At 67.0% G+C, this 26155-nt stretch carries 22 protein-coding genes, 1 tRNA gene and 1 pseudogene; 10 read left to right on the top strand and 14 right to left on the bottom strand.

Annotated features, from left to right (window positions below; translation table 11 throughout):
- Positions 1-20: 20 nt before the first annotated feature.
- Positions 21-1718, bottom strand: coding sequence for an L-lactate permease (locus tag OU996_RS16830; RefSeq protein WP_267582757.1), 1698 nt, complete (start codon positions 1716-1718; stop codon positions 21-23).
- 372 nt (positions 1719-2090) lie between these two features.
- Between OU996_RS16830 and gatB the strand changes: the two genes are divergently transcribed.
- Positions 2091-3584, top strand: coding sequence for an Asp-tRNA(Asn)/Glu-tRNA(Gln) amidotransferase subunit GatB (gatB, locus tag OU996_RS16825; RefSeq protein ID WP_267582756.1), 1494 nt, complete (start codon positions 2091-2093; stop codon positions 3582-3584).
- A 50-nt stretch (positions 3585-3634) separates the two neighbouring features.
- Here the strand turns inward: gatB and OU996_RS16820 are convergent, their stop codons facing one another.
- Positions 3635-4540: a LysR substrate-binding domain-containing protein gene (locus OU996_RS16820; protein WP_267582755.1), complete on the bottom strand. Its 906-nt coding sequence runs from the start codon at positions 4538-4540 to the stop codon at positions 3635-3637.
- A gap of 140 nt (positions 4541-4680) precedes the next feature.
- On the opposite strand from OU996_RS16820, the gene OU996_RS16815 reads away from it, so the two are divergent.
- From OU996_RS16815 to OU996_RS16790, 6 genes and pseudogenes are all read left to right on the top strand, one after another.
- Positions 4681-5667: a Bug family tripartite tricarboxylate transporter substrate binding protein gene (locus OU996_RS16815; RefSeq protein ID WP_267582754.1), complete on the top strand. Its 987-nt coding sequence runs from the start codon at positions 4681-4683 to the stop codon at positions 5665-5667.
- A 12-nt stretch (positions 5668-5679) separates the two neighbouring features.
- Positions 5680-6048 (top strand): annotated as a pseudogene (locus tag OU996_RS16810) (tripartite tricarboxylate transporter TctB family protein); the annotation flags it as partial.
- Between the two features lie 93 nt (positions 6049-6141).
- Complete coding sequence (locus tag OU996_RS16805; protein WP_267582752.1) at positions 6142-7641, top strand: tripartite tricarboxylate transporter permease; 1500 nt, start codon at positions 6142-6144, stop codon at positions 7639-7641.
- A gap of 46 nt (positions 7642-7687) precedes the next feature.
- Positions 7688-8452 carry an HpcH/HpaI aldolase/citrate lyase family protein gene (locus OU996_RS16800; protein ID WP_267582751.1) on the top strand — a complete coding sequence of 255 codons (765 nt, stop codon included), beginning with the start codon at positions 7688-7690 and terminating at the stop codon, positions 8450-8452.
- A gap of 28 nt (positions 8453-8480) precedes the next feature.
- Entirely contained in the window at positions 8481-9371 is an 891-nt protein-coding gene (gene glxR / locus OU996_RS16795) for a 2-hydroxy-3-oxopropionate reductase (RefSeq protein WP_267582750.1), read from the top strand.
- Between the two features lie 244 nt (positions 9372-9615).
- A complete protein-coding gene (locus tag OU996_RS16790; RefSeq protein ID WP_267582749.1) occupies positions 9616-10143 on the top strand; it encodes a GNAT family N-acetyltransferase in 528 nt (175 codons plus the stop codon).
- Between the two features lie 9 nt (positions 10144-10152).
- Here the strand turns inward: OU996_RS16790 and OU996_RS16785 are convergent, their stop codons facing one another.
- Positions 10153-10884, bottom strand: coding sequence for a hypothetical protein (locus OU996_RS16785; RefSeq protein WP_267582748.1), 732 nt, complete (start codon positions 10882-10884; stop codon positions 10153-10155).
- A 155-nt stretch (positions 10885-11039) separates the two neighbouring features.
- Positions 11040-11273, bottom strand: coding sequence for a hypothetical protein (locus OU996_RS16780; RefSeq protein ID WP_267582747.1), 234 nt, complete (start codon positions 11271-11273; stop codon positions 11040-11042).
- A gap of 335 nt (positions 11274-11608) precedes the next feature.
- On the opposite strand from OU996_RS16780, the gene OU996_RS16775 reads away from it, so the two are divergent.
- Entirely contained in the window at positions 11609-12319 is a 711-nt protein-coding gene (locus OU996_RS16775; RefSeq protein ID WP_267582746.1) for a glutathione S-transferase N-terminal domain-containing protein, read from the top strand.
- Between the two features lie 264 nt (positions 12320-12583).
- Positions 12584-12675 (top strand) — tRNA-Ser (locus OU996_RS16770).
- Positions 12676-13015: 340 nt separating this feature from the next.
- Here OU996_RS16770 and OU996_RS16765 read toward each other — a convergent pair.
- From OU996_RS16765 to OU996_RS16720, 10 genes are all read right to left on the bottom strand, one after another.
- Positions 13016-13453 carry an EamA family transporter gene (locus tag OU996_RS16765; RefSeq protein WP_267582745.1) on the bottom strand — a complete coding sequence of 146 codons (438 nt, stop codon included), beginning with the start codon at positions 13451-13453 and terminating at the stop codon, positions 13016-13018.
- 225 nt (positions 13454-13678) lie between these two features.
- Entirely contained in the window at positions 13679-14473 is a 795-nt protein-coding gene (locus tag OU996_RS16760) for an ABC transporter ATP-binding protein (RefSeq protein WP_267582744.1), read from the bottom strand.
- Positions 14466-15413 carry a FecCD family ABC transporter permease gene (locus OU996_RS16755; RefSeq protein ID WP_267585738.1) on the bottom strand — a complete coding sequence of 316 codons (948 nt, stop codon included), beginning with the start codon at positions 15411-15413 and terminating at the stop codon, positions 14466-14468. The genes OU996_RS16760 and OU996_RS16755 overlap by 8 nt, the downstream gene beginning before the upstream one ends.
- Positions 15410-16447 (bottom strand): FecCD family ABC transporter permease, encoded by a 1038-nt coding sequence (locus tag OU996_RS16750; protein ID WP_267582743.1) that lies wholly within the window; start codon positions 16445-16447, stop codon positions 15410-15412. Before OU996_RS16750 ends, OU996_RS16755 begins: the two co-directional genes overlap by 4 nt.
- Positions 16444-17370 (bottom strand): iron-siderophore ABC transporter substrate-binding protein, encoded by a 927-nt coding sequence (locus OU996_RS16745; protein WP_267582742.1) that lies wholly within the window; start codon positions 17368-17370, stop codon positions 16444-16446. The genes OU996_RS16750 and OU996_RS16745 overlap by 4 nt, the downstream gene beginning before the upstream one ends.
- Positions 17367-18314: a ferric iron reductase gene (locus tag OU996_RS16740; RefSeq protein WP_267582741.1), complete on the bottom strand. Its 948-nt coding sequence runs from the start codon at positions 18312-18314 to the stop codon at positions 17367-17369. The genes OU996_RS16745 and OU996_RS16740 overlap by 4 nt, the downstream gene beginning before the upstream one ends.
- 26 nt (positions 18315-18340) lie before the next feature.
- Positions 18341-20716 (bottom strand): TonB-dependent receptor domain-containing protein, encoded by a 2376-nt coding sequence (locus OU996_RS16735; RefSeq protein ID WP_267582740.1) that lies wholly within the window; start codon positions 20714-20716, stop codon positions 18341-18343.
- A gap of 161 nt (positions 20717-20877) precedes the next feature.
- Positions 20878-21807 (bottom strand): FecR family protein, encoded by a 930-nt coding sequence (locus OU996_RS16730; RefSeq protein ID WP_267582739.1) that lies wholly within the window; start codon positions 21805-21807, stop codon positions 20878-20880.
- Between the two features lie 101 nt (positions 21808-21908).
- Positions 21909-22406: an RNA polymerase sigma factor gene (locus OU996_RS16725; RefSeq protein ID WP_267582738.1), complete on the bottom strand. Its 498-nt coding sequence runs from the start codon at positions 22404-22406 to the stop codon at positions 21909-21911.
- Between the two features lie 415 nt (positions 22407-22821).
- Positions 22822-23829 carry a helix-turn-helix domain-containing protein gene (locus tag OU996_RS16720; protein WP_267585737.1) on the bottom strand — a complete coding sequence of 336 codons (1008 nt, stop codon included), beginning with the start codon at positions 23827-23829 and terminating at the stop codon, positions 22822-22824.
- Between the two features lie 144 nt (positions 23830-23973).
- Between OU996_RS16720 and OU996_RS16715 the strand changes: the two genes are divergently transcribed.
- Positions 23974-26136: a TonB-dependent receptor gene (locus OU996_RS16715; RefSeq protein WP_267582737.1), complete on the top strand. Its 2163-nt coding sequence runs from the start codon at positions 23974-23976 to the stop codon at positions 26134-26136.
- Positions 26137-26155 lie beyond the last annotated feature (19 nt).

Genomic DNA, 26155 nt, shown 5'->3' with positions numbered 1-26155 from the left:
CTTGCTCAAGCGCGGGGGACTCAGCGCATGACGGTGAGCGGGTCACTGACGCCGATCACGTAGAAGCCGACCAGCAGCAGCGTGCCGGCCACCAGCAAATAGTAGATCGTCGGCAGGATGGTGATGCGCAGCGTTGACCCTTCGCGGCCGAGCAGGCCGACCGTGGCGGAGGCAGCGACCACATTGTGGATCGCGATCATGTTGCCCGCCGCCGCGCCGACCGACTGGCCGGCGACCATCAGCGCCGAGGAGAGGCCCAGCCCCTGCGCCACCGAGAACTGGAACTGGCTGAGCATGAGGTTGCTCACCGTGTTCGAGCCGGCGAGGAAGGCGCCGAGCGCACCGACCGACGGGGCGAACACCGGGTAGACCGCGCCGACCTGCGCCGACACCCATTCGGCGACCAGCACGGGCATGCTGTCGAGCCCGTTGGCGTTGACGCCGGAATTGATCATCACCCGCACCATCGGCACGGTGAAGATCAGCACGAAGCCGGCGCCGATCAGCGTGCCGCCGCTCTCGCGCACCGCCGCGCCGAAGCCCGCCGCCGACATGCGATGCAGCGCGAAGGTGATGAGGCAGATGATGACCAGCAGGCCGCCGGGCGAGAACAGCAGCGGGAAATCGCCATTGATGCCCTGTTCGCCGAGAATGCCGGACACCGCCAGCGTCGCCGATTTCAGCGTGCCGCCAATGGCGGGCACCATGCGGCTGACCACCAGGAAGATCGCCAGCAGCACATAGGGCGTCCAGGCCAGCGCGAGCGGGATGGTGCGCTTGGCGAGGCTGTCGAGCCGGATGTCGAGCGCGCCGAACCACTCCTTCGGCCACTCGCTGGTCGGTGCGAAATCCCAGCTGTCGCGTGGCACCAGGAAGCGGGCACGTGCCGCCAGCGTCATGATGGCGAGGCCGACCAGGCCGCCGATCAGCGAGGGGAACTCGGCGCCCAGCAGCACGGCGGAGAGCACATAGGGCACCGTCATGGCGAAGGCCGCCATCAGCGCGAAGGGGGCGATGGAGAGCCCTTCCGTCCAGCTCCGGTTGCGGCCGAAGAAGCGGGTCATCGCCATGATGAGGAAGAGCGGCATGAGCGTGCCGCAGATGGCGTGGAGGATCGCCACTTCCGAGGTGATGATGTGGAAGAAGGCCGGCCAGTTCGAACCCACCTGCGCCAGTTGCCCGTCGATCGCCGCCCGGTCGAGCCCGGTCTGCACGCCGACGATCAGCGGCGTGCCGACCGCGCCGAAGGACACCGGCGTCGACTGGATCATCATGCCGAACACCACCGCCGCCATGGCCGGGAAGCCGACCGCCACCATGAGCGGGGCCGCCACCGCCGCCGGCGTGCCGAAGCCCGAGGCGCCCTCGATGAAGGAGCCGAACAGCCAGGCGATGAGGATCACCTGCACCCGCCGGTCCGGGCTGATGGCGGTGAAGCCGGCGCGGATGGTGGAGATGGCGCCGGAATGCTTGAGCGTGTTCAGCAGCAGGATGGCGCCGAAGATGATCCACAACAGGCCCGCCGTCTGGATGAGGCCCTGCAGGGTCGAGGCGAGAATCCGGTTGGCGCTGACGCCCCAGACGAGGAAGGCGATCACCACTGCCATCACATAGGTGATGGGCATCACGATGCGCGCCGCGACGCGGAAGCCGATCAGCAGAACTCCGGCGGAGATGATGGGAAGAAAGGCGAGTAGGGCGAGCAGTCCCATCGACATGGGGCGTTTTCTCCTTGGGGGCGCGTTTCCTGAGCACGCGCGCTGTCCGTGGCCATGGCCGGTGCCGGGCGCGTGGTTGGCGGGGCGTGTTTTTGATCTTGTTGGTAATTTTTTTAGACCATAACTGAGTAACACTATGATTGGGCTTTAGGATTAGTTCCGAAGTCGCAGCCACAATCGCGTGAGTGGTGCTGTGATGATGGATGTGATGCGTGTGTCGGTAAGATAGGATTGCCACGCAGCGGTGATCGCGCGTCGCGGCGCGCGCGCCGGCAACGCGCGCGAGACGGTTGTCAGGATGGGCGCCCGCGCGGTAGGGAACAGGCACGAGAGTAACGCCGCGCCGACGCCCGCCAGAACAGGTTCGACCCCATGGACATGCACGCCCGCCCCGCCGACCCGAAGAAGCTCATCAAGGGCGCGACCGGCGACTGGGAGATCGTGGTCGGCATGGAAATCCATGCCCAGGTGACCTCCAACTCCAAGCTGTTCTCGGGCGCCTCGACCGAATTCGGCGGCGATCCGAACAGCCATGTCTCGCTGGTCGACGCGGCCATGCCGGGCATGCTCCCCGTGATCAACGCCGAATGCGTCAAGCAGGCGGTGCGCACCGGCCTCGGGCTGAAGGCGCAGATCAACAACCGCTCGGTGTTTGATCGGAAGAACTATTTCTACCCGGACCTGCCGCAGGGCTACCAGATCAGCCAGTACAAGAGCCCCATCGTCGGCGAGGGCGTGGTGCTGGTCGACACGCCGGACGGGCCGATCGAGGTCGGCATCGAGCGCCTGCATCTGGAGCAGGATGCCGGCAAGTCGATCCACGATCTGCACCCCACCCAGTCCTTTGTCGACCTCAACCGCTCGGGCGTGGCGCTGATGGAGATCGTCTCCAAGCCGGACCTGCGCTCCTCCGAGGAAGCCAAGGCCTATGTAACCAAGCTGCGCACCATCCTGCGCTATCTCGGCACCTGCGACGGCGACATGGAAAAGGGCTCGCTGCGCGCCGACGTGAATGTCTCCGTGCGCAAGCCCGGCGATGATTTCGGCACGCGCTGCGAGATCAAGAACGTCAACTCCATCCGCTTCATCGGCCAGGCCATCGAGACCGAGGCCCGCCGGCAGATCGGCATCATCGAGGATGGCGGGAAGATCGAGCAGGAAACCCGCCTGTTCGACCCCGGCAAGGGCGAGACGCGCTCCATGCGCTCCAAGGAAGAAGCGCATGACTACCGCTACTTCCCCGACCCGGACCTGCTGCCGCTGGAATTCAGCCAGGCCTTCGTCGACGAGCTGGCGTCGCATCTGCCCGAGTTGCCGGACGAGAAGAAGGCGCGCTTCATCCGCGATTATGGCCTTTCCGCCTATGACGCGGACGTGCTGGTCGCCGAGAAGGAGACGGCGGATTATTACGAGGCGGCGGTGGCCCATGGCGGCACCGTGCGCGACGCCAAGGCGGTGGCGAACTGGGTGATGGGCGACGTTTCCGCCTTCGCCAATGCCTCCGGCCTCTCGGTCTTCGAGACCCACATCACCCCGGTGCAGATCGCCGGGCTGGTCGACCTGATCGCCGACGGCACCATCTCCGGCAAGATCGCCAAGGACGTGCTGGCGATCATCATCGCCGAGGAGAAGGATGGCCACCCGCGCGCCATCGTCGAATCGCGCGGCATGAAGCAGGTCACCGACACCGGCGCCATCGAGGCGGCGGTCGATGCCATCATCGCCGCCAACCCCGACAAGGTGGCGCAGGTTCAGGCCAAGCCGACCATGCTCGGCTGGTTCGTCGGCCAGGTGATGAAGCAGACCGGCGGCAAGGCCGCGCCGCAGACGGTGAACGACCTCTTGAAGGCCAAGCTGGGCATCTGAGGCGGGGGCGTCCGTCGGCGCTCTTACCCGCCCGCGTTGCGCGCGACGTGCTAGAGGTCGGACTCCGGCCTCGTCACCAGATCCTGCAAGGTGTGGTGTAGGGCGGGTATGGCCGGGTTGGTGTTGCCCGGCCGCCAGATCGCATGAAGCTCGACGGTAGGGGACGCGCCGGTCGCGAGGGGACGTAGCGCCACGCCCTCGAAGCGCAGATTGCGCGCGGCGCGGGGGACGAGAGCCACGCCGAGGCCGGCCTTCACCAGGCCGAGGATCGAGTGAACCTGGCTGATGTGCTGGACATAGCGCGGCGTGATCCCGGCGGTGGCGAAGAGTGTCGCCAGCAGATCGTAGAAATAGCGGGCCTCATAGGGCGAATAGGTCACCATGGGCTGGCGGTCGAGATCGGCCAGTTGGACCTCGGGAGCGCGGGTGAGGGGGTGACCTTCCGGCGCGGCCATCATCAGGGGCTCGCGCACCACGCAGAGCGAGACGACTTCCCGGCGGTTGAAGGTGGGGCGAACGAGGCCGACATCGATGAGGCCGGAGGTCAGCGACTCGAACTGGTCGGTCGACACCATCTCCTTCAGCACGAGGTCGATGCCGGGCGCCGCCGCGCGGAACTGGGTGATGAGGCGCGGCAGGAAATCGTAGCCGGAGGCGGCGGTGAAGCCGAGGGTGATGGATCCGACATCGCCGCTCGCCGTCCGCCGCGCCGCCAGCGCCGCCCCCTCCGCGAGCCGCAGCAGCCGCCGCGCCTCCGGCAGGAAGCTGTGCCCGGCGCGGGTGAGGCTGACCGAGCGGCTGGTGCGCTCCAGCAGCTTCACGTCCAGCGTATGCTCGAGCAACTGGATCTGCCGGCTGAGCGGCGGCTGGGTGAGATTGAGGCGCGCGGCGGCGCGGCCGAAATGCAGTTCCTCGGCGACGGCGACAAAGCAGCGGAGATGACTGAGTTCAAACATCAATGCAAAACTGGCATCGATCAATGCAGAGAACAACTCATTGTCGCATCGAAAGCGCCCTAGATTGACGGTGGAGGCGACGACGCCACCCAACAAGCAAGGCGCAACGTCGCCATCGCCACTCCCTGGAGGTAACGCCAATGAGCCTTCGCATTCTCAAGGCGGCCGCGGCCGCTCTCGCTCTTTCCGTCCTCGCGCCGGCTTTCGCGGCCGGTCCCGCCGCCGCGCAGAGCTTCGATCGCCCGGTGCGCATCGTCGTGCCCTTCGCCCCCGGCGGCACGTCCGACATTCTGGCCCGCCTGATCGCGCCGAAGCTCTCCGAAGCCGTGGGCCAGCCCGTGGTGGTGGAGAACAAGCCCGGTGCCGCCGGCAATATCGGCGCCGACGCGGTCGCCAAGGCGCGCCCCGACGGCCACACGCTGCTGCTGATGGATATCGGCTCGCTCGCCATCGCGCCGAGCCTGTTCCCGGACCTGTCCTACAATGTCGAGGCCGATCTCGCTCCGGTCGGCATGGTGATGTTCGGCCCCTATGTGCTGGCGGTGAACCCCGCCGTGCCGGCCAAGAACGTCGCCGAGCTGGTCGCCTATGCCAAGGCCAATCCGGGCAAGCTGGCGGTCGCCAATTCCGGTGTCGGCGCGCTCAACCACATCACCGCCGTGGCACTCGCCCGCGATCTCGGGATCGAGTGGAAGAATGTGCCCTATAAGGGCGGCGCGGCGGCCTCCCGCGCGGTGGTTTCCGGCGAGAGCACGGTCATCATCAATGGCGCGACGGCGACGCTCCCCTTCGTCACCAATGGCCAGCTCGTCGGCATCGCGGTGACCGGCGACGAGCGTCTGGCGGCGCTGCCCAATGTCGAGACGTTCAAGGAAGCCAAGCTCCCGCTTAGCGACGCCGGCACCTGGCAGGGCCTGCTGACGACCGGCAAGACGCCACCCGAGGTGGTCGCCAAGCTCAATGCCGAGCTGAACAAGATACTCGCCATGCCGGACATCAAGGAAAAGATTGCCGAGCAGGGCGGCTCGGTGCGTCCCGGTTCGCCGGCAGACGTCAAGACCTGGCTCGCGACCAACATCAAGAGCTGGGGCGATATCGTCCGCGCTGCCGACATCAAGACCAACTGAGCGGGACGCGCCGTGACCCGCCGCCGCTTCGACTGGCCGGACCTTGCGTTCGGCGCCTTCCTCATCGCCGTGGCGGCGGGCACCCTCGTCGCCACGCGCGGGCTCAACGGTGGCACCGCCGCCGATATGGGGCCGGGCTACATGCCCCGCGCCATCGCGCTGATCCTCCTGGCCTTCGGCCTGTTCTTCGCCGGGCGGGGCCTGCTGCGCGGCCATGCCGGGATCGACCCGGTTCAGCTGCGTCCCATCCTCGGGGTCGGCGCGGCGGTCGGCGTGTTCGCGCTGCTGATCGAGAATGCGGGGCTCGCGCTCGCCTCCTTCGCCGCCATCCTCATCGCCGCCGCCGCCAGCCGCGAGAGCCGCTTTTTCGAGGTGATCGTCTTCGGCCTCGCGGTCACGGCCGGCGCGGTGCTGCTCTTCATCAAGGCATTGGCGTTGCCCGTGTCCATCTGGCCCTGGTGAGCCCAAGACGCCATGGAACTCTTCGACAACCTCCTCCTCGGCCTCTCGACCGCGCTGCAGTGGAACAATCTGTTCTACTGCCTGATCGGTGTCGTGATCGGCACGGCCATCGGCGTTCTGCCGGGCATCGGGCCGATCCCGACAGTGGCGCTGCTGCTGCCCTTCACCTTCGGCCTCGCGCCCGCCTCGGCGCTCATCATGCTCGCCGGCATCTTCTATGGCGCGCAATATGGCGGCTCGACCACGGCGATCCTGGTCAATGTGCCCGGCGAGACCTCCTCGGTCGTCACCTGCCTCGACGGCCATGAGATGGCCAAGCAGGGCAGGGCGGGCCCGGCGCTCGCCATCGCGGCCATCTCCTCCTTCTTCGCCGGCACGGTCGCGACGGTCGTCATCGCCGTGCTCAGCCTGCCGCTGGCGGCGCTGGCGCTGAAATTCACCGCGGTCGAATATTTCAGCCTGCTGGTGCTCGGCCTGTTCGCCGCCGTCATCCTCGCGCATGGCTCGGTGTCCAAGTCGCTCGCCATGGTGTTTCTCGGCCTGCTGATCGGCACGGTCGGCATCGATGTGAATTCCGGTGTGGCGCGCATGACCTTCGGCGTCCCGGCGCTGGCGGACGGGCTGGATTTCGTGCCCGTCGCCATGGGCCTGTTCGGCCTCGCCGAGATCATCGCCAATCTGGAGCGCCCGGCCGTGCGGCAGGTGGTGAGCCAGAAGCTGCGCGACCTCATTCCCTCGCGGGCCGATCTCAAGGCCGCCTTTCCCGCCATGCTGCGCGGCACCTTCATCGGCTCGGCGCTCGGTGTGCTGCCGGGCGGTGGCGCGGCGCTGCCGCCCTTCACCGCCTATGCGCTGGAGAAGAAGCTGGCCAAGGATCCCTCGCGTTTCGGCAAGGGCGCCATCGAGGGCGTCGCCGGGCCGGAGGCCGCCAATAATGCCGGCGCGCAGACCAGCTTCATCCCGCTGCTGACGCTCGGCATTCCCGCCAATGCGTTGATGGCGCTGATGATCGGCGCCCTGATGATGCAGGGCATCCAGCCCGGCCCGCAGGTGATGACCGAGCAACCCGAACTGGTGTGGGGCGTCATCGCCTCCATGTGGACGGGCAATCTGATGCTGCTGATCATCAACCTGCCGCTGGTGGGCCTGTGGGTCTCCATGCTGAAGATCCCGTACCGGCTGCTGTTCCCGGCCATCGTGCTGTTCTGCTGCATCGGCACCTACGGCATCTCCAACAGCGCCTTCAATGTCTGGCTGATGCTGGGCTGCGCGGTGGTCGGCTACTTCTTCATCAAGGTCGGCGTCGAGCCGGCGCCGCTGCTGCTCGGCCTCGTGCTGGGTCCGCAGCTGGAGGAGAATTTCCGCCGCGCCATGCAGCTCGCCGATGGCGACCCCACCGTGTTCGTCACCCGCCCGATCAGCGCTCTGCTGCTCGCCATCGTCGCGATCATGCTGCTCGCCATGCTGTCGCCGGCGGTGCTGAAGACACGCAAGCAGGCCCTTGCCGAATAGCGGCCCGGCCTTTCCCTCACGCTCCATCACGACAAGGACGCTCACCGTGGACCTGCCCGTCAACAGCTTCAAACGCGGCCTCATGGCCGGCCGCCAGCAGATCGGCTTCTGGAACAGCATGGCGAGCCCGACCGCCACCGAGATCCTCGCCGGCTCCGGCTTCGACTGGCTGATCATTGACGGCGAGCACGCGCCGAACGACGTGCCCGGCGTGCTCGCGCAGCTTCACGCGATGATGGAGAACACCACGCACCCGATCGTGCGCATTCCCGTCAACGATCCGATCGTCTTCAAGCGCTTCCTCGACATCGGCACGCTCACCTTCCTGGTGCCGATGGTCGAGACGGTGGAGCAGGCGCAGGCGGCCGTCGCGGCGACGCGCTTTCCGCCGCACGGCATCCGCGGCTTTGCCGGGGCGGCCCGCGCCTCGCGCTATGGCCGTGTCGCCAACTACCACGCCCGCGCGCATGAGGAGATCTGCATCCTCGTGCAGATCGAGACCAAGCAGGCGCTCGACAATATCGAGGCCATCGCGGCGGTGGACGGGATCGACGGCCTGTTCGTCGGGCCGGGCGATCTGTCCTCCGACCTCGGCTATCTCGGCGACCAGGGCAACCCCTACATCGTCGAGCTGATCGAAGGCACGCTGCACCGTATCGTCGCCACCGGCAAGCCGGCGGGCATCCTCACCGGCGACGAGACGCTGGCGCGGCGCTACATGGCGGCGGGGAGCACCTTCACGGCGGTGGGCATCGACACCGGCACGCTGGCGCGCAGCACCGAAGCCATCGCGAAGAAGTTCAAGGCCTGAGACCGGTTCAACGAGCGAGGAAGAGACGATGGCGAAGGTTGGATTTGTCGGTCTCGGCATCATGGGCGCGCCGATGGCGGGTCACCTGATCGATGCGGGCCATGAGCTGTATCTCTACGACATCAAGCCGGTTCCGGCGGAGCTGACCGGCAAGGGCGGCGTGGCCTGCGCGACCGGCACGGAAGTCGCCAGGCACGCCGATATCATCATCACCATGGTGCCGGACACCCCGCATGTGGCCGCCGCGCTGTTCGGCGAGAACGGCATCGCGGCGGGGCTGACGCCGGGCAAGATCGTGGTCGATATGAGCTCGATCGCGCCGGTCGAGACCAAGGAATTCGCCAAGAAGATCAACGATCTCGGCTGCGACTATCTCGATGCGCCGGTCTCCGGCGGCGAGGTCGGCGCCAAGGCCGCCTCGCTCACCATCATGGTCGGCGGCCCCGAGGGCGCCTTCGAGACGGTGAAGCCGCTGTTCGAGAAGATGGGCAAGAACATCACCCTCGTCGGCGGCAATGGCGACGGCCAGACCACCAAGGTGGCCAACCAGATCATCGTCGCGCTGAACATCCTCGCCGTGGGCGAGGCGCTGCTCTTCGCCTCGAAGGCCGGTGCCGACCCGGCCAAGGTGCGCCAGGCGCTGATGGGCGGTTTTGCCAATTCGCGCATCCTGGAAGTGCATGGCGAGCGCATGATCAAGCGCACCTTCAATCCGGGCTTCCGCATCGAGCTGCACCAGAAGGATCTGAACCTCGCGCTGAACGGCGCGCGGCAGATGCAGATGTCGCTGCCCTCGACGGCGCTGGCGCAGCAGCTGTTCAGCGCCTGCGCGGCCAATGGCGGCGCGGCGTGGGATCACTCGGCGCTGGTGAAGGCGCTCGAGCTGCTCGCCAACCACCAGGTCGCCCCCGACGCGTGAGTGCGTCACCGAGGCCGGATATCAAACCGCACCGGCCGATCCCACCCGTAGAGGGAGCCCCGCGCGGCAGCGGCGCATGATCGCCGCTGCCGATTCGCCAGCCTATGGCCGACATCATCATGTCTCAGGCTGGCGCCGGGGCCGTTCCTGTTGGCGATCTGCGGGCGCGCCGAGCCGACGACCGCGACATTGTTCCTGCGTCGCGCTAGGACGTCGCGCATGGCTGGAAGGCGGGGAATCAGGAATGACGGATCAGGTGACGCAGGCTGATCGCGCGACAGGAACAGGGAGCGACGCGCCCGCGACTGCCTCCATTCTCGTCGGGCCCGCCACCCGGGCGGACCTGCCGGCCATCGTCTCCATCCTCGCCCGCGAAACGATGTTCGGCGTGCGCGACAGCGCCGACCCCGCCGATTTTCCCGACTATGAGCGCGCCTTTGACGACATCGCCGCCGATCCCCGCGCGACGCTCTATGTCGCCCGGCTCGGCGGGCGCGTGGTCGGCACCTTCCAGCTCATGATGATGCGGGCACTGACCCGCCACGGCGCGCGCCTCGCCATTGCCGAGGCGGTGCAGGTCGATCCGGATCTGCGCGGGCAGGGCGTCGGCGCGGCGATGATGGAATTCGCCATCGCCGAGGCGAAGCGGCGCGGGGCCTCTTCCTTGCAGCTCGTCTCCAACAAGAAGCGGCTCGACGCGCACCGCTTCTATGAGCGGCTCGGATTCGAAAAGCGGCTCGACGGCTTCAAGATCGACTTTTCCGCCGGCTGACGGCGCCGCTCAGGGCAGGCAGCGGGCCATGAAGACGTGCCAGGCCTTGGCGCCGGAGAGGTTGTGCCGGGCCTTGTAGGCCTGCCACTCGCCATTGCAGCGATTCACCGCGGCGCGGTCGGCCTCGTCGGTCGGCTTTTGCAGGGCCTCGGGCGGGGGAGGGGCGAGCGTCGTCACCACCGCCGGGGGCGTTTCGGCCTTGCTCGTGGCAGAGGACGCGCCGTCCGGCTTGGCGTCTGTGGGCGCGTTCTTCGCCTCTGCCTTTGCCGCGCCCTTGGCCGGTTCGGCCGGACCGCTGCCGGCAAGGCATTGCTGGGCGAAGTCGCGATAGGTGAGATCGCCGGTCTGGTTCTTCGCCTTCAGCTCGCTCCAGAGGTCCGCGCATTGGCGAATGGTCGGGCGCGCGGCGGTGGCGGCCGGGCCGGTGGGCGTCGCCGGCTTGGCCGCAGGTGGCGCCGGACCCGCGCTGCCGGCCTGCGCGGCGCCGGCCATGCAGGACTGGTAGAAGTCGCGATAGGTGGTCGCGCCCGTCTGGTTCGCCGCCTTGAGCGCATTCCAGCGATCGGCGCAGGCCTTGGCGGCTACCGGCGCGGGGGATGAGGAGGTCGTCGCGCTCGCGGCGTTCGGGCTCGCTGGTGCGGTCGCCTGCGCGCGGGCGGGCAGCGGCGCGCCATGAATCAACGCCGCCCCCAGGAGCAGGGCGGCGAGGCCGGGCAGGGCGATCTGATTCGCGCGCGGCATCCATCCTCCAGCGGCCGGCCTCCGCACCGGTCCGCTGCTCCTAACGCGCGAGGTCGTGATTCGTCGCAGGTGCGACATTCACCACCGCGCGCCGGGGCGGCGCGACGGGCCGGCGCCAGGGTCGCGCGTCGGCCCGCCTGCGGTCGAGGCGCGGCTCAGGCGCCCTTCTGGCACTTGGCGAGGAAATCCTTCTGGCCGAGGCCGCCGAGCTTCCCGGCCTTCTCGCCGGTCTTCCACTCCTTCTGGCAGTCCGTCTTGGACGCGCTCGCGACTTTCTGATGCGCGGCGGGGGTGGGCGCGGTGGCCGGAGCTGGCGTGGCGGCGAAAGCGGAGGCCGAGGCGAGGCCGATGCCGGCGGCGACAAGCCCGGCGAGGAGACGATGGGTCATGATATTTCCCTCGTAAATCCCGTTCGCGATGCTGCGAACGAGGAAGATTTCAGCCGCAGTGCCGGGCATAAGTGCGGTGCAAAGACGATGAAATGTTGAACGTCATCACGAATACATGACAGATATTCCCATAGGTCATGTATGCGCGGTTGGATGCTGAGCGAAATCTTGCCCGGCGGCGATCATGCTTGCTTGTGGGCAACGGCGCCACGGCTTTGCCACAGCTTTGCGGGCGCGCTTGCCAGCGTGCCCGGCACGTCCTAGTTCTCATGGTTAACGGCCGCCAGGGGGCGGGCGCGAGAAACGTCCACGAGCGTTCCAAAAGGCGCAAGGCCATGGCCCAGCTTCAGACCCAGCCGATCCAGCTTCATTACTGGCCGACCCCCAACGGGTGGAAGATCTCCATCATGCTGGAGGAATGCGGGCTGCCCTATGAGGTGCTGCCGGTGAACATCGGCAAGGGCGAGCAGTTCCGCCCCGACTTCCTCGCTCTGTCGCCCAACAACAAGATTCCCGCCATCCTCGACCCGGAAGGGCCGGACGGCGCGCCGATCTCCATCTTCGAATCCGGCGCGATCCTGCAATATCTCGGGCGCAAGACCGGGCTGTTCTACCCGTCGGACGAGCGCGGGCGGGTCGAGGTCGAGCAGTGGCTGTTCTGGCAGATGGCTGGCCTCGGGCCGATGGCCGGGCAGGCGCATCATTTCCGCATCTACGCGCCGGAAAAGATCCCCTACGCCATCGACCGCTACACCAACGAGGTCCACCGGCTCTATGGCGTGATGAACAAGCGCCTCGCCGACCGCCCCTTCCTCGCCGGCGACTATTCCATCGCCGACATCGCCTGCGTGGGTTGGGCGAAGCTGTGGGAGCGGCAGGGGCAGGACATCAAGGAGTTCCCGCATTTCGCCGCCTGGCTGGAGCGCGTGCTCGCCCGCCCGGCGGTGAAGCGCGGGCTGGCGGTCAATGCCGAGGATCGCGGCAAGATGGACCTCGCCACCGACAAGGACGCGCAGAAGGTGCTGTTCAACCAGCGCGCGCGCTGACCGCAGCGGCGAGGGCGCGCTCATGCGGGTGCGCTCCGCCTGACGGACAGGGCGGCGCCGCCCCCCGCGGGCCGTGGGCGCCGGAGGGGTGTCATCCTTCGGTCGCGGCCTTTCGATATCTCCCGCGCCTGCAAACTTGCGCCGGGCATGTGGACGGCAGGCTGCGGACGGTTCCCTTTGCCGCTAAGCCCTTGACCGCGAGGCGCCGGAAACCTAGACAGGGCCCCGCTGGCTGCCGAACCCGTCAAGGGCCACGCGCCGGCTGGAGACGTGGCCGAGAGGCTGAAGGCACTCGTTTGCTAAATGAGCAGGCCCCCAAAAGGGCCTCGAGGGTTCGAATCCCTCCGTCTCCGCCATTTCAGTCCCTGAGTGGGCACGCCCAGCGCCGCTGATTTTCCTCCTGAAACGGCAGTCAGCGTTTTGAGCAGGTCGCCCTTCGATCCGATGATGCGGACTTCTTTCGGGCCGACCTCCACCTGCTGAGCCAAGGCGCGCAAATGGTCGCGCCGGTAGCCGCCGCCTTCGCCGAAAGAGGCTAGATTGGCAAGCGCGGCGACGGTGACGACCTTCCGGAGAGTGCCGTTGTCCTGAGACAGGTCTCCGGGGTCCGTTCACATCCTCGCAAGTCACAGAGCCATTGATGCCCAACGCGTGATTGCGCCGGGCCTCAGTAGCACCGGCCAAGCAATGCCGACGCTAGGGCTTGTAGGCGACGAGGATTGCGCCTGCCGCGATGAGTGCGACCCCGCACCAGTTGGGAAGCGTCAGACGCTCTCCCAGGAACAGGACGGCGAACACCGCGACCATGACCACGCTGAGCTTGTCGATCGGCGCGACGCGTGCGGCATCTCCCAACTTCAATGCCCGGAAGTAGCAAAGCCACGAGGCCCCCGTGGCCAGCCCGGAGAGGACGAGAAAGAGGTAACTTCGTCCCGACACGGATGCTGGAGACTGCCACTGCCCGGTCACGGCGAGAATGGCCGCGATCGCACACAGAATAACGATTGTGCGCACGAAAGTGGCGAAGTCCGAGCCGACATTCTCGACGCCGATCTTGGCGAAGATGGCCGTCAGCGCTGCGAAGGCCGCCGATAGGACAGCCCAGACCGGCCAGGCCAGGAAAAGGTTCTTCACGGCCGATTCTCCAGTGGACATGTCCGCACCGTCACGGTGTCCAGCCTCATCAGCTTTAAAGCCCAGTGGCCTGCAACATCTTATCCACGCTTGGGCGTCAGATTATGGCTGCCGCAGCAACAGGTATGGCTCGCGAACCATACACTCTGGCCTGGCCATCCCGTAAATTGGCATGGAGCGTCGCAGGGCGCGGCGGGGGACTCGTCCTCAACGCGCGCGTCCACATCATTTTCTGGCGACGCAGACCGGCATGCCGTCGTGTGGGTCGTGGAGAATGACCGCGTCGATCGCGAACGCCTTCTTGAGATGGTCAGGCTGGATAATCTCGCGGGTAGAGCCGCTTGCGAGGATCCTGCCATCCTTCACCAAACAGATATGATCGGCAAAGCGGGCCGCGTGGTTGATGTCATGAAGAACCGCCACGATCGTTTTCCCCTGCTCACGCACGAGCCGGCGCAGCAGATCGAGGATGTCGAGCTGGTGGGCGATGTCCAGATAGGTCGTGGGCTCGTCGAGCAGCAGGATGTCGGCAGACTGGGCCAGCGTCATCGCGATCCAGGCGCGCTGGCGTTGTCCGCCTGAGAGAGCGCCGAGCGGCCTCGCCGCGAGATCATCAATATCGGTCAACCGCATGGCATCATTACAGATAAGCTGGTCTCGCGAACTCCAGGATGTAAACAGGCGGCGGTGCGGGTAGCGGCCTTGGGCAACGAGATCGGCGACCGAAATGTCGTCGGGAGCACGGGGCGTCTGCGGAAGCAGGCTTAGCTTCTGCGCGAGGTGTCGGCGGGAGAGGGTGTGGAGGGTGTGTCCGTCGAGCGTTACTTCGCCGGTGCGCAAGGGCGTGAGGCCGGCGAGGGCGCGGAGCAGGGTGGACTTGCCGCTGCCATTCGGGCCGAGGAGAGCGGTGAAGCGGTATGAAGGCACCTCCAACGTCAGATCATGCAGCACATCGCGGCCGCGATACCCGACGCTGATCCTTTGCGCCCGGAGTCGGGCGGGCCCGGCCACTTCACTCATGGCTTTGTTTCCGCAGGAGAAATCCGACAAAAGGGATGCCGATCAGCGGCGTCAGGAGGCCGGCCGGCAGCATCAAGGCCCGCGCCAAGATGTCCGCCGTCAGGAGTAATATGGCACCATAAAGCGCAGTGATCGGAATGAGATAGCGCGTTCTCGCGGACAGGCGGGCGAGATGCGGGGCGATCAGGCCGATGAAGGCGATGGGGCCGGCTGTCGCGACGGCGGCGCCGGCGAGGATCGTGCATAACAGGATCAACGTCCCCCGCATCAGCTGGAGGCGCATGCCCAATCCCTGGAGCGTGTCGTCGTCAAAGGCCATCAATGTGAGGTCGCGCGCGAGCAGCCAGCTTGCCGCCAGCGCGGGCAAGGCCCATCCGAGGAGAAGGAAAACCCTTTTCCAATCAGAACCATAGAGACTTCCCGCCATCCAGCTCATGGCCCGCTGGACCTTGCTGACGTCGCCGAAGGCGGTGATGAAAGCGATGCCCGCCCCGGTCAGGGCGGACACGCCGATGCCGATCAGGATGAGCCGGATCGAGGACGTGCCTCCCCGCCAGGACAGTGCGTAGATCGCGCCCGCCGCCAGCGCCGCGCCGGCGAAACCGGCGACCGGAAGCCACTGGCCAGTCGGTGCAGTGAGGTGGACGATCAGGACGATGACAGCAAGTCCGGCACCGCCATTGATGCCCAGCAGGCCCGGCTCGGCGAGCGGGTTGCGCATGACCGCCTGGGTGATCGCACCGGCCACCCCGAGGCAGGCGCCGACGAGCAGCGCCGCGGCGAGGCGGGGGGCGCGCAGCGAGCCGACCAGCACCGCAGCCACCGGATCGCCCGACAGCCACGCCGCGATATCGCCCGGCGCCACACCGGCATCGCCCCAGGCGAGGGCGAGCAGGGCGAGGGGCAGGATGAGGAGAGCCGGCAGCGCCACGGCGATCATCGCAGGCTCCATCCTTGCCGACGCACCAGCGCGATGAAGACTGGGCCGCCCACCAGTGCCAGCATGACGCCCACCGGTATGTCGACGCCCGATAGCCAGCGCAGCCATGTGTCGGCGAGCAGAACCAGTCCGGCACCGAGCGGGGCGCTGTAGGCGATGATCCAGCGATAGTCGGGCCCGACCAGCAGTCGCGCCATATGCGGCACGACGAGGCCGACGAAGCCGACCGGGCCGGCCAGCGCCACGGCGGCGCCGGCGAGCAGGACGACGAGGGCGGCGCTGATCGCCCGCCACAGGCCGAGGCTCTGGCCGAGCGCCCGCGACAGGTCGCTGCCGAGGCTCAGCGTCATGATCGGCCCGCGCGCCAGCATCGCGCCCACAAGCCCGGCGAGGCCCCAGGGACCAATGGCGAGCACAGCACTCATCGGGCGGCCGCTCAGGCTGCCGATGGACCAGAGGCGGACATTGTCCAGCGTGGTCTGGTCACGCAGCAGGATCACGGTCGTCAGCGAGGCGAGGAATGCGGTCAGCACCGCACCGGCCAGGGCGAGCTTGAGCGGGGTTGCCCCGCCCCGTCCGGCCGATCCCAGAGCGTACACCGTGACGGCCGCCATGCCGGCGCCAAGAAAGGCGAACCACATGAGCGTGCCGGCGCCGTCCATGCCCGCCAGCGCGATGGCCAGCACCACGGCGAAGGCGGCGCCGGCATTGATGCCGAGCAGGCCGGGGGACGCCAGCGGGTTGGCGGTCACCGCCTGCATGATGGCCCCGGCAACCGCGAGCTGGGCGCCGACCAGCAGCCCGGCCAGCACGCGCGGCAAGCGCACCTCCCACAGGATGAGGTGCTCGCGCGACGCGTCGAACCCGATCACGGCAGCCACCAGCCTATCGAGCGGTATGGCCGCGTTGCCCGTATTCAGCGCCCACAGCGCGAGGACCGGCAGCGCCGCGACAGCGAGAGCCAGGCCGAGGCCGCGCAGGCTTCGGCTCCGACTGTCTTGCCGGAGGGAGGCCGTGTCGTCAGGCGTCCTCATGGCTGGGCGATGATGAGGCGCTCGACATCATCCAGCACGCGATGCGCCGAGCCGACGCCGCTGAATTCCATCCAGACGGCCGGATCGAGACGATGCACGCGCCCCGCCTTCACGGCGGGCAGCATCTGCCAGAGCGGGTTGGCGAGCACCTCCTCGTGCCGGCCGCTGGTGGCCGAGTTGTTCACGCCGCCGACGATGTAGAGCAGGGTTTCGCCATTGAGCCCGGCAAGAGCTTCCCAGTCCGGGCGCTTGAGGGTTTCATCCCCCCCTGTCGTCTCATAGGCCGAACGCCGCACGCCGACATCCCGCAGCACCGCGAAGGGGCCATAGGCCTTGGGGCCGTCGAGATAGACCTGAAAATCCCATGGGGTGATGCGCACCACGGAGACGCTGCGGTCCGGCACGCGGGATTTCAGGTGGGCGACGCGCGTCCTGTAGCCTTCAAGCAATTGCTCGCCCCGCTCCCGCCGCCCGGCGACCTCAGCGACAAGCCGCAGATAGTCCTGCCAGTTATCCGCGTCGATCAGCACGGTCGGGGCGAGCTGTGACAGCAGGGGATAGGCGCGGTCGGCCAGCGCGGTCCCGAGGATGAGATCGGGCTGCAAGGCAACGATGCGCTCGATGCTCGGCTCCATGAAGCTGCCGAGATCCGTGACGCCGCGTGCCAGCGCCTTCTCGCGCAGGGCATGGTCGCTCATCACTGCCAGCGGCGCTCCCAGCAGCGGCAGCTCCAGTTCCAGCCCCATGCCCAGGCTGAAGGTCGGGTCGAGGACCACGATGCGCCGGGGATCGGTGGGGACGCAGACCGGTGCATGCAGGATGTCCGCGGATTCGATGCGGCGCCCCTCGCAGGCCCGCGCCGGCGCACCGAGCATGCCAAGCAGAGCGAGACCGAGCGTGAGCGTGGCAAGCGGCCGTATCATGCGTCGCCCCCTTGATGTCGTGATGCCGGAGTGAGCGGGCTGAACGACTCTTGGGGCGCAGGCGGCAGGCCGAGCTCGGCCCGCATCCGGGCTTCGATGCGCTGCCGCCGGTCCTCGGGCTTGACCAGCACGCAACTGGTACAGAGCGAGCCGCCCGGCGCGGTGTAGAAGCGGCAGCAGCCGCCACGGGCGCGGAAGGTGCGGCGGGCCAGCACCTCGCGCGGCGGCGCGTCGTCGACGATCTCGACGTCGAAGAAATGCAATTGCCGGTTGGCGAGCGGGGAGCCCGGCCGCATCAGGACGGCCATGACGTCCTCTTTCGCTGTCGCTTCGCAACCGAGGCGCTGGCCCGCTTCCAGAAAGCGCATGGCGACGGCGTCGCCGACGAGCCGCCACATCGCCCGTCGCGGCAGATCGGTGCGGGCGTGCAGGCTGTCGATCAGCGGCGCCATGTGGGCTTCGAGAGCGTGGGAGAGGGCGTCGCGCAAGCCCTCATGGTCGACCAAGCTGAAGCAGGCTTCCGCCTCCGCCGGTACGCGGTCGGTCACGCCGGCCGCGTTCAGCAGGCGCAGCCTCACGCGCGGCGCCTCGCCCGGCGGCAGCTGCGCCGAGAGCGCGCAGTTCGCCGCCGACAGGTCCGGCACGAGACCGTGCGAGAGGAACGGCACCGCCGCGAGGATTCCGAGCAGGTTGGAATATTCAGAGATGAAGAAGGCCGCGGCCCCCTTCGCGTCGAGGCCCGGTGTTCCCGCCTGCTGGCGGGCCAGCATCGCTGCCAGGAAAGGCTCGGCGCCGAACAGCGCGGTCAGCGGTGTGAAACCGGGCTCCACCGGGCCGACATCAGCCTGTGGCAGCGTCCAGTGCCGTGCGAGAACGCCAAAGGCGGCGCTGATGATCCGCGCCGCCTCCGTCGTCTTGTCAGCACCGTTCGGCGGCGCGTTCATGCCCGCAGGCCCGTCATGTGTCTGCATCAGAACGTTGCGCGCGCCCGCACGCCAATCACCCGGCCATCACCGATATTCGCCTCCGAGCCGACATTGTCGATGTAGATGCTGGTCAGATACTGCTCATCGAAGATGTTCTTGGCGTAGAGGGTGAGCGACCAGTTCTTTGCCTCATAGCCCACCGCCGCATTGACGAGGGTGAAGGCGGAGACTTGTTCATCCTCGGTATTGGCGACGTCGCCCACCGAGTAATAGCTATCGGTGTAGGACAGGTCGGCCGAGGCGAAGAAGCCGGAACCATGGCGATATACGCCGCCAATGTTGAAGGTGGCGGCGGGGGCCTCGGGGAATTCGTTGCCGGTATAGTCGCCGGTCGCCGTCACCGCGCTGTCGAATTCGGTCTTCAGCAGACCCAGAGAGGCGAAGGCGGTGAATTCCTGCGTGAGGCGCGCGCGCAGCTCGAATTCCGCGCCATAGGCATGCGCCTTGCCGGCATTCATGGTGATGGACTGCCGGAACAGCGGGTTGGGATCCTCCACCGTGATCTGGAGATCGGTGTACTTGTAGTAGAAGCCGTTCACGTTGACTTCGAGCCGGTCGTCAAACCACTTGGAGCGATAGGCCACCTCATAGGCCCAGAGCGTTTCAGGCTCGACCTCATAGGGATTGCCATAGGTATCGACGGCGGCGAAGCCCGCGCGGAAACCTTCGCTGACGGTGAAAGCGAGGTTCTGCTTGTCGTCGATCTCGTAGGCGACACCGATCTTGGGCAGCGCCACCGTGTAGTCGGTGGAGGCGGTCTGGTCGATCGTGTCGTAACCGAAGGACCGGAGGTTCAGCACTTCGCCATCATTGGTGACGTCGACGGTCTCGTAGCCGAGACGGCCGCCGAACATGAGCGACCACCGCTCGGCGATGGCGTAGCGCATGTCGGCATAGAGCGCATAGGACGTCAGCGTATTGCTGGCCTGAATGTCCTGATACAGCATGTCGTACAGGCCATAGGCGGCGTTGGTCACCGTGATGCTGGAGTCGCGCTCATAGCTGAAGCGGCCAATATTGAGGCCGATGACGCCGCTCAGCGGGCGCACGCCTTCCTCCAGTTCGAGACGCAGATCCTCGGTGAAATCCTTGCCGGGACGCACTTCGTCGCGAATGAAGGCGACGGCGCCCTGGGGGCTTTCGATGGTCGCGTCGGTCTGGATGAAGGCCGTGACCGAGCGCAGCGTGATGCCCGCGCCGAGATCCTGGGAGACGTTGGCGACGACATTGGTGACGTCGGTCTGGCGCAGCTCGACGGCCGAGACGTCGGAATCGAAGCGGCGGGCGAAGAAGTCCGGGCCGGTCACCGCCGAGACCGAGGGCCGGTCCGAGGTGTGGCTGATGGTGAACAGCGCCTCGAAGCCGTCCAGCGCGGCGGGGGTGAGCAGGAACTTCGCGCGCAGCTGGCCGAAATAGCCCTGGCCAAGATCCTCGTTCAGCGGATCGGCATAGGCGATGCCGCTTTCATCCTCGAAATATTGCCCGGCGACACGGAAGGCGAGCTGGTTCTCGATCATCGGGCCCGACAGCATGAAGGCGCCGCTGCCGAAATCCCCCGAATTCGACGAGCCGGCGATATCGCCCTCCAGGGCGGCCTCCGTGGTCCAGGTCGGGTCGTTGGTGTTCACCACCACCGCGCCGCCCATGGCGTTGCGGCCCTGAAGCGTGGATTGCGGGCCGCGGAACACCTCGACATCGGCGACGTCCCAGGTGCCGCGATTGCCGCGCCGGATGCCCTCGCCATTCTGCGAGGCGCCGTCGACGATCACGGCAATGGTCGGGGAGGAGTTGGTCGGCTGGCTGATGCCGTCCGAGGACAGGCCGCGGATGACGATGCCGCTATTGCCGCGATTGGCGCTGGAAACGCGGGTGTTGGCGAGCTTGTTGAGCGCGCCGTTCAGATCCTCGATCACGTAGTCGAAGAACTGCTCGCCGGTGACGATGCCGACGCTGGAATAGACCTGCGACAGGTCGCGCTCGAGCTTCTCGCCGGACACGGTGATCGCGTCGAGCTGGATCATGTCCTCGCTGATGACGACCGAGGCCGTGCTGCGCGCGGGGGCTTCGATGATGACCGAGCGCGGCGAGGTGAAGCGCCCGTTCAGCCCGGTGCCGGCGAGCAGCGCGGCCAGCGCCTGCTCGGGGGTGCGCGTGCCGGACACGCCGGGCGAGGTGAGGCCACGGGCGATGGCGCTGTCATAGACGATCTGCACGCCGCTGGTCGCGCCGAACGCCGCCAGCGCGCCAGAGACCGGGCCGGGGGGAATGGCATAGGTCACGGACGGTGCCACCGCGACCGGTGCGGCGCCCGATGAGGCGCCCTGTGCCGCCACGCCCTGCGCTTCGAGCGTGAACCCCATGAGCGCGCATCCCGCCAGCAGCGCCGCGCGCCGCGTCCGGCTGTTCCGCATCCCCGTCATACCTGACCGTCCCCGTCTTGAGCCCCTGAATGCGTCGAGGCATTCGCTACAAGGACAAGACGACGCGGATCGGCGGACCCGAATCCGGTGCGGCAAAAAAATTAACTCAGCAGCACCACGCCGCCCGGCAGCCAGGTGTCGCGCAGCTTTAGCGCCGCCGCGAGATTGGTGACGATCTCGTCCGGGCGGCCGAGATGGAACACGCCGTCGACGCGCCGCTCGCCCAGCCCCGGCCGCGCCAGCACGATACGGCCGCGCCGGTGGCGGTTGATGTCAGCGACGACATCGGCCAGCGGCTGGTCGGCGAAGACCAGCAGGCCGCGCCGCCACGGCGCCGCCGCGTCCGGCGCGACTGTCTCGCGCCCGGCGAGCCGCGCTCCCCCTGCCAGCCGGGCGCGCTCGCCAGCCTGCAAGGTCGTCGCGTCGCCGCACCGTACCTCGATACGCCCTTCGATGCAGTCGATCACCGTCTGCTGTGCGCCGACGCTGGCGGCGAAGCGGGCCTTGGTCGCCGTCACGTCCGCCGGACCTATCGTGGCGCGGAACGGCCGAGGATCGGCGGCAATCTCGAACTCGGCGGCGCCCGCGACGAGCGTCACGGCGCGCGCCTCGGTGGTGAACCGTGCATCCAGCGCGCTGGCGCCGTCGAGATCGACATGCGAGCCGTCCGGCAGATCAATGCGGGCCTGCGCGCCGACCGCGGTGGCGTGATCGGAGAGAAGCTGGTCGAGGCTCGGCAGCACGCCGATCATCGTCCCGGCCCAGCCGGCGGCGAGCGCGGCTCCGGCGCCGGTGCCGGCGAGGAAGAGGCGGCGCGACAGCCGGGCAGGGGCGGGGACGGCCCCCACGCCGCGCCAGACGGCGCTGGCCCGGCGGAAGGCGAGCTCGTGCGCATAGCTGCGCGCTCGCCAGGCTTTCAGACGCGCCGCATCGTCGCGCGTGGCTTCCCCCGAGGTGAGGAGCACCACCCACGCGATCGCCTCGTCCTGAAGCGCGCCCGCGGCGTCGCCGATGCCGTCACTGCCCGTCATGCCTGCGCCCTGCTGCCGATAGCCGGCGAAGCGCGCGCCCGGAAGGCGCGGCCATGGGCCTATATGCGTCATGGGAAGGGGCGCGGACAATATGGGGGCGCTCAGTCGGTCAGCACGCGCGCGCAATGCGCCAGCGCCTTCTGGATCTCGATCTCGATGGTGCGCACGCTGACCCCGTGCTCGCGCGCGAGATCGCGATGCGGGGTATGGTGGAGCCGTGCCGCCAGCAGGATGGTGCGCCGGCGCGGCGGCAGTTCCGCCAGCATTTCCATCAGCCGCTCGGTCTGATCCTTGGCGATGAGCGTGGCCTCCGGGTCCGCCGCCGGATCGGGCGCGTCGAGCAGATCGTCGATCTCGGCGTGGCTCAGCCGCCGCCGGCTCTCGCGGCGGATGAGGTCGGTGGCGACGTTGGCGGAGACGCTGCGCATATAGGCCTGCGGATTGGCGACACCTGCGAGATTGGTGGCCGCGAGGCGCGCGAAGACATCCTGCGACAAATCCTCGGCCTGGGTCGCCGACCCTGTCACGCGCCGGAAGAAGCGCAGGATCGACGAGCGCTCGGCATCGAAGAGCTCACGCAATGCGTCATTGCGGGACATCGGCTCGATCCGCCTCTCCGGTTCGCGGCCCAAATGGGTGACGCAACGCAGTAGCGCGAAAAGGTCGAATGCATCAATGCGGCTCGGAAATATTAGAAATGTTCTTGATATGCTGCGAAATGATCGCGGAAAGGACCGAGTCTAGCTGGTCCATTCTATGGACACCGTCGGCAGCACGGCATGGGTGCTTGGGAAACAGGCTGCCAGCGCCACATCGTTGCCGAGCGACGACATCCGCGCGCCAACGTGAACGAAGGGGAGTTCGCGCTGGCAACACGCGCCGATGGGCGGCTCAACGGCTCATCCGCCCTTTGTCGTCGATGCCCGCCAGGATCGGCCCACCGATTGGCATACGTCACGGGACTTCCGGCGCGTTTGGGCCACAACCCGCCCTGATAGGCGTCGTGGAGCCGGCTCAGCCGCTGGTGGGTCTCTGTGGCGCGCGGGTCGAGGTCGGCGGCGTGCTTGCGTCCCGCTCTCCCGCGGGCCGCTTCCGCGTCTGGCGCCGGATCTCGCCCGGCAGGAAGCCGAACTGGCGGCGAAAGGCGTCCGCGAAATGGCTGGCGTTGGTGTAGCCGAGGTCGGCGGCGATCCGCATCACGGAGTCACGATCATTGGTCAGGCGGACACGCGCCGCCTCCATGCGCTCGCGCTGAAACAGCGCAAAGGGGCTGGCGGCGAACAGGCGCCGGAAACCACGCGTGAGGGTAGGAACACTCAATCCGACCTCTTTGGCGAGTTCATCGAGTGACGGCGCCTGGCTGAGGTCCGCCAGCAGCCTGTCCCTTGCACGGAACAGCCGATGCTGGTCACTCGTGCCCAGCCCGCTTTGGGCCGGCGGCTGCAACGGCTCCAGGAAGAGACTAACAAACGCCATGCACTGCGCCTGCAGCCAGAGGGAGTGACGCGACACCGAGGGGGCCGCACCGCCGCCCTGCGTCGCGACGTGACGCAGAAGCTGGGCCATGGCGAGCAGTTCGCCCCCGCGGTAGCCATCAATAATGCCGGTATCAGCCAGTCGTCTCAGGAAGCGGGCGCTGCCGTGCTGCGTCCAGGCGGCGAAGAGGTCTGGCTGCACCATCACGGCGATGCTCTGAATCTCCCCCCTTTGCTGGTAGAGCCCTTTCCGACCTGGCCCGTACTGAACGCGGCCGCCATTTCCGCAGATCTCGTATTCCCGCTGCGTGCCGTCTTCAAACAGGCAGCGCGCACCGCCGCTGATGCACGAGTTGAAGCAGAAATAGAGCCGGTCCCGGTCGTCGAGCAGTGGAAATTCCCTCTGCTCCTCGAAGCGGCCATTCCAATAGAATAATTCTAATCCATCCTGAACAACATTGGTTGTCGATTCAATTGAAGAGCCATGCTCCCCAGCAATTGGAGCGTTTCCAGCCACCATTTCCGATATTGAAATATCGACACGCACCTCAGACAAGGGATCTTTCATCGGCGTGACCATGGTCGCAGGGGGATTTGATCGGGTTTGGATATCGTTTGATCCGATCAGGGGAGAATGAGCGGGTTATTTGCTTAGCATTTACCGCCAATGGGTTCGACCGGAAAGCCGATAATGAGACCACAGCCGCTGCACCATCTGTTCGCCAGCACCAGCCTTCGGACACTCGCCCTTGCCGCGGCCCTGACGGTTGGTCACGCCCCTGGGCTGAGCGCGCAACAGGCGGGATCCTCCGACGCGGCGGCAGAGGCCGGAACCACGCCGGCGACCGACGATGCGGTGCAGCTCTCGCCGATCATGGTCGAGGGCAAAGGTGGGGCCGATGCCTACACGGCCACCGTATTCACGGGCGGCGAAATCGAGGATCTCGGCCTCGATACGGTCGAGCAAGTACTGCGCATGACCCCCGGCGTGAACATCAATTCGGCCGGCGGCACGAATCTGTCGACGATCTACATTCGCGGCGTCGGATCCATGTACCCGATGAATCTGGGGGACAGCGCCGTTCCCATGATCATGGACGGCGCACCGGCGGGCCCGAGCTATCTGTCGCTGGGTACTCTCGATGTCCAGTCGGTGGAGATCCTCAAGGGGCCGCAGGGCACCACGTTCGGACCCTCGGCTCTCGCTGGCGCCATCGATATCACCACCCGGCTGCCCACCCGCACACTCGAAGGCTATGGCCGGGCGGAATACGGGCAGCAGGGGCAGGCGCTGCTCGAAGCCGCCGTGGGTGGCCCGCTGACGGATACGCTGAGCGGGCGTCTGGCGGTGCGCTACACGCAGTCCGATCATTGGGTGGAGAACAGCGCCGATGGTGGCGAGCCGCTGTCCACGCCAAGCGACGTGGCCTTCCGCGGTCAGCTGCTATGGGACGCGGGCACGGGAACCTCGGCGCGGCTGGTGGTGGAGCACGAGACGGTCAGCGCCCTGCCGACACTGTTCGTCCTGATGCCCTATCAGAATCCCGCCAGCGTTGACCTGACGCCCGGCCTCTATGACGACGACAGCAAGACGTTTGATCGCTACGTGCTCCAGATCGACCATGACCTGGACATCGGCCGTATCAGCTCGATCAGCTCCTACATGAACACCAGCGGCAGCGCGATCCTCGCCTATGACGGCAACATCACCACCGCCCAATATGGCGCGCCCTCCGAATATTGGGTGAAGGACGAGATGCAGCAGAGTGTCTTCACCCAGGAGGTGAAACTCTCGGCCCCGACAGACGCCACGCTCGACTGGGTGACGGGAGCCTTTTTCCAGCATGCCGTCGCGTCCTACGACTCGCCGCTCACCATTTACGGCGCGAACAGCCCGACATTGCGGGATTACACCACCGACACCTACGCCCTCTATGGCGACGTGACCTATGGGCTCACCGATTCACTGAAGCTGACCCTCGGCCTGCGTCAGAACTGGACCGTCGCCAGCTATGACGGCACGTTCTGGAACAGTGGCTTTGCCCTGTATGATTCACGCTCGATGGACGAGACGGCGACCACCGGCCGTGCCGTGCTGACCTATGCGGTGGCGCGGACGACCGAACTCCATGCGAAATATGCCCGCGGTTATGCGCCGGGCGGCTTCAACGTCTATACGGCCCAGGTCGCGGACGGAGAGCCTTTTGCAGGTGCGATCAACGACATGATCGAACTGGGCTTCTCAACCGCGACGGAGGATGGACGCTTCGCCCTTACCGGCGCGGCCTATGTGAACTGGGTGTCGGACAACCATCTCCTGTCCTATGATTCGATGACCTATGTGGCGAGCGCGGTGAATGTCGACACGCGCAGCCAGGGCTTCGAGCTGCAGGGGCGCTGGCGGCCGGGCCATGGTTTCGAGCTCGCCGTCGGCGTCAGCTATGTCGATGCGACGATTACCGGGGATGTGTACGGCGTGGCCGATGGCGACATCCTGTCGGGCAACGCGGTGCCGGACGTCTCGCCATGGAGCGCGCTGGTGATGGCGAGCTATGAGACCCCGCTGCCGGCCTTCCTCGGGCTGACCAGCCCGGTGCTGAAGAGCGTCGTGAGCTACAACTATGTCGGCTCCCGGCCGGCCAACCCGCAGAACAACCTCTATCTCGACAGCTACCAGAAGCTCGACGTGCATCTCGGCGTCGCGCAGGGTCAGACGGAAGTCTATGTCCGCGCCGACAATCTGCTGAACGACACCTATGACCTCTATGGCTACTACGTGCCGTCCGCCAGCATCGCCTATGGCGGCATGGCGCGCGGGCGCACCTTCGTGGCCGGCATCACGCACCGTTTCTGAGCCATGGAAACGCTCCCTC

The sequence above is a fragment of the Ancylobacter sp. SL191 genome (genome assembly GCF_026625645.1).
Taxonomy (GTDB): Bacteria; Pseudomonadota; Alphaproteobacteria; order Rhizobiales; family Xanthobacteraceae; genus Ancylobacter.
This window is presented reverse-complemented; position numbering and strand designations above follow the sequence as displayed.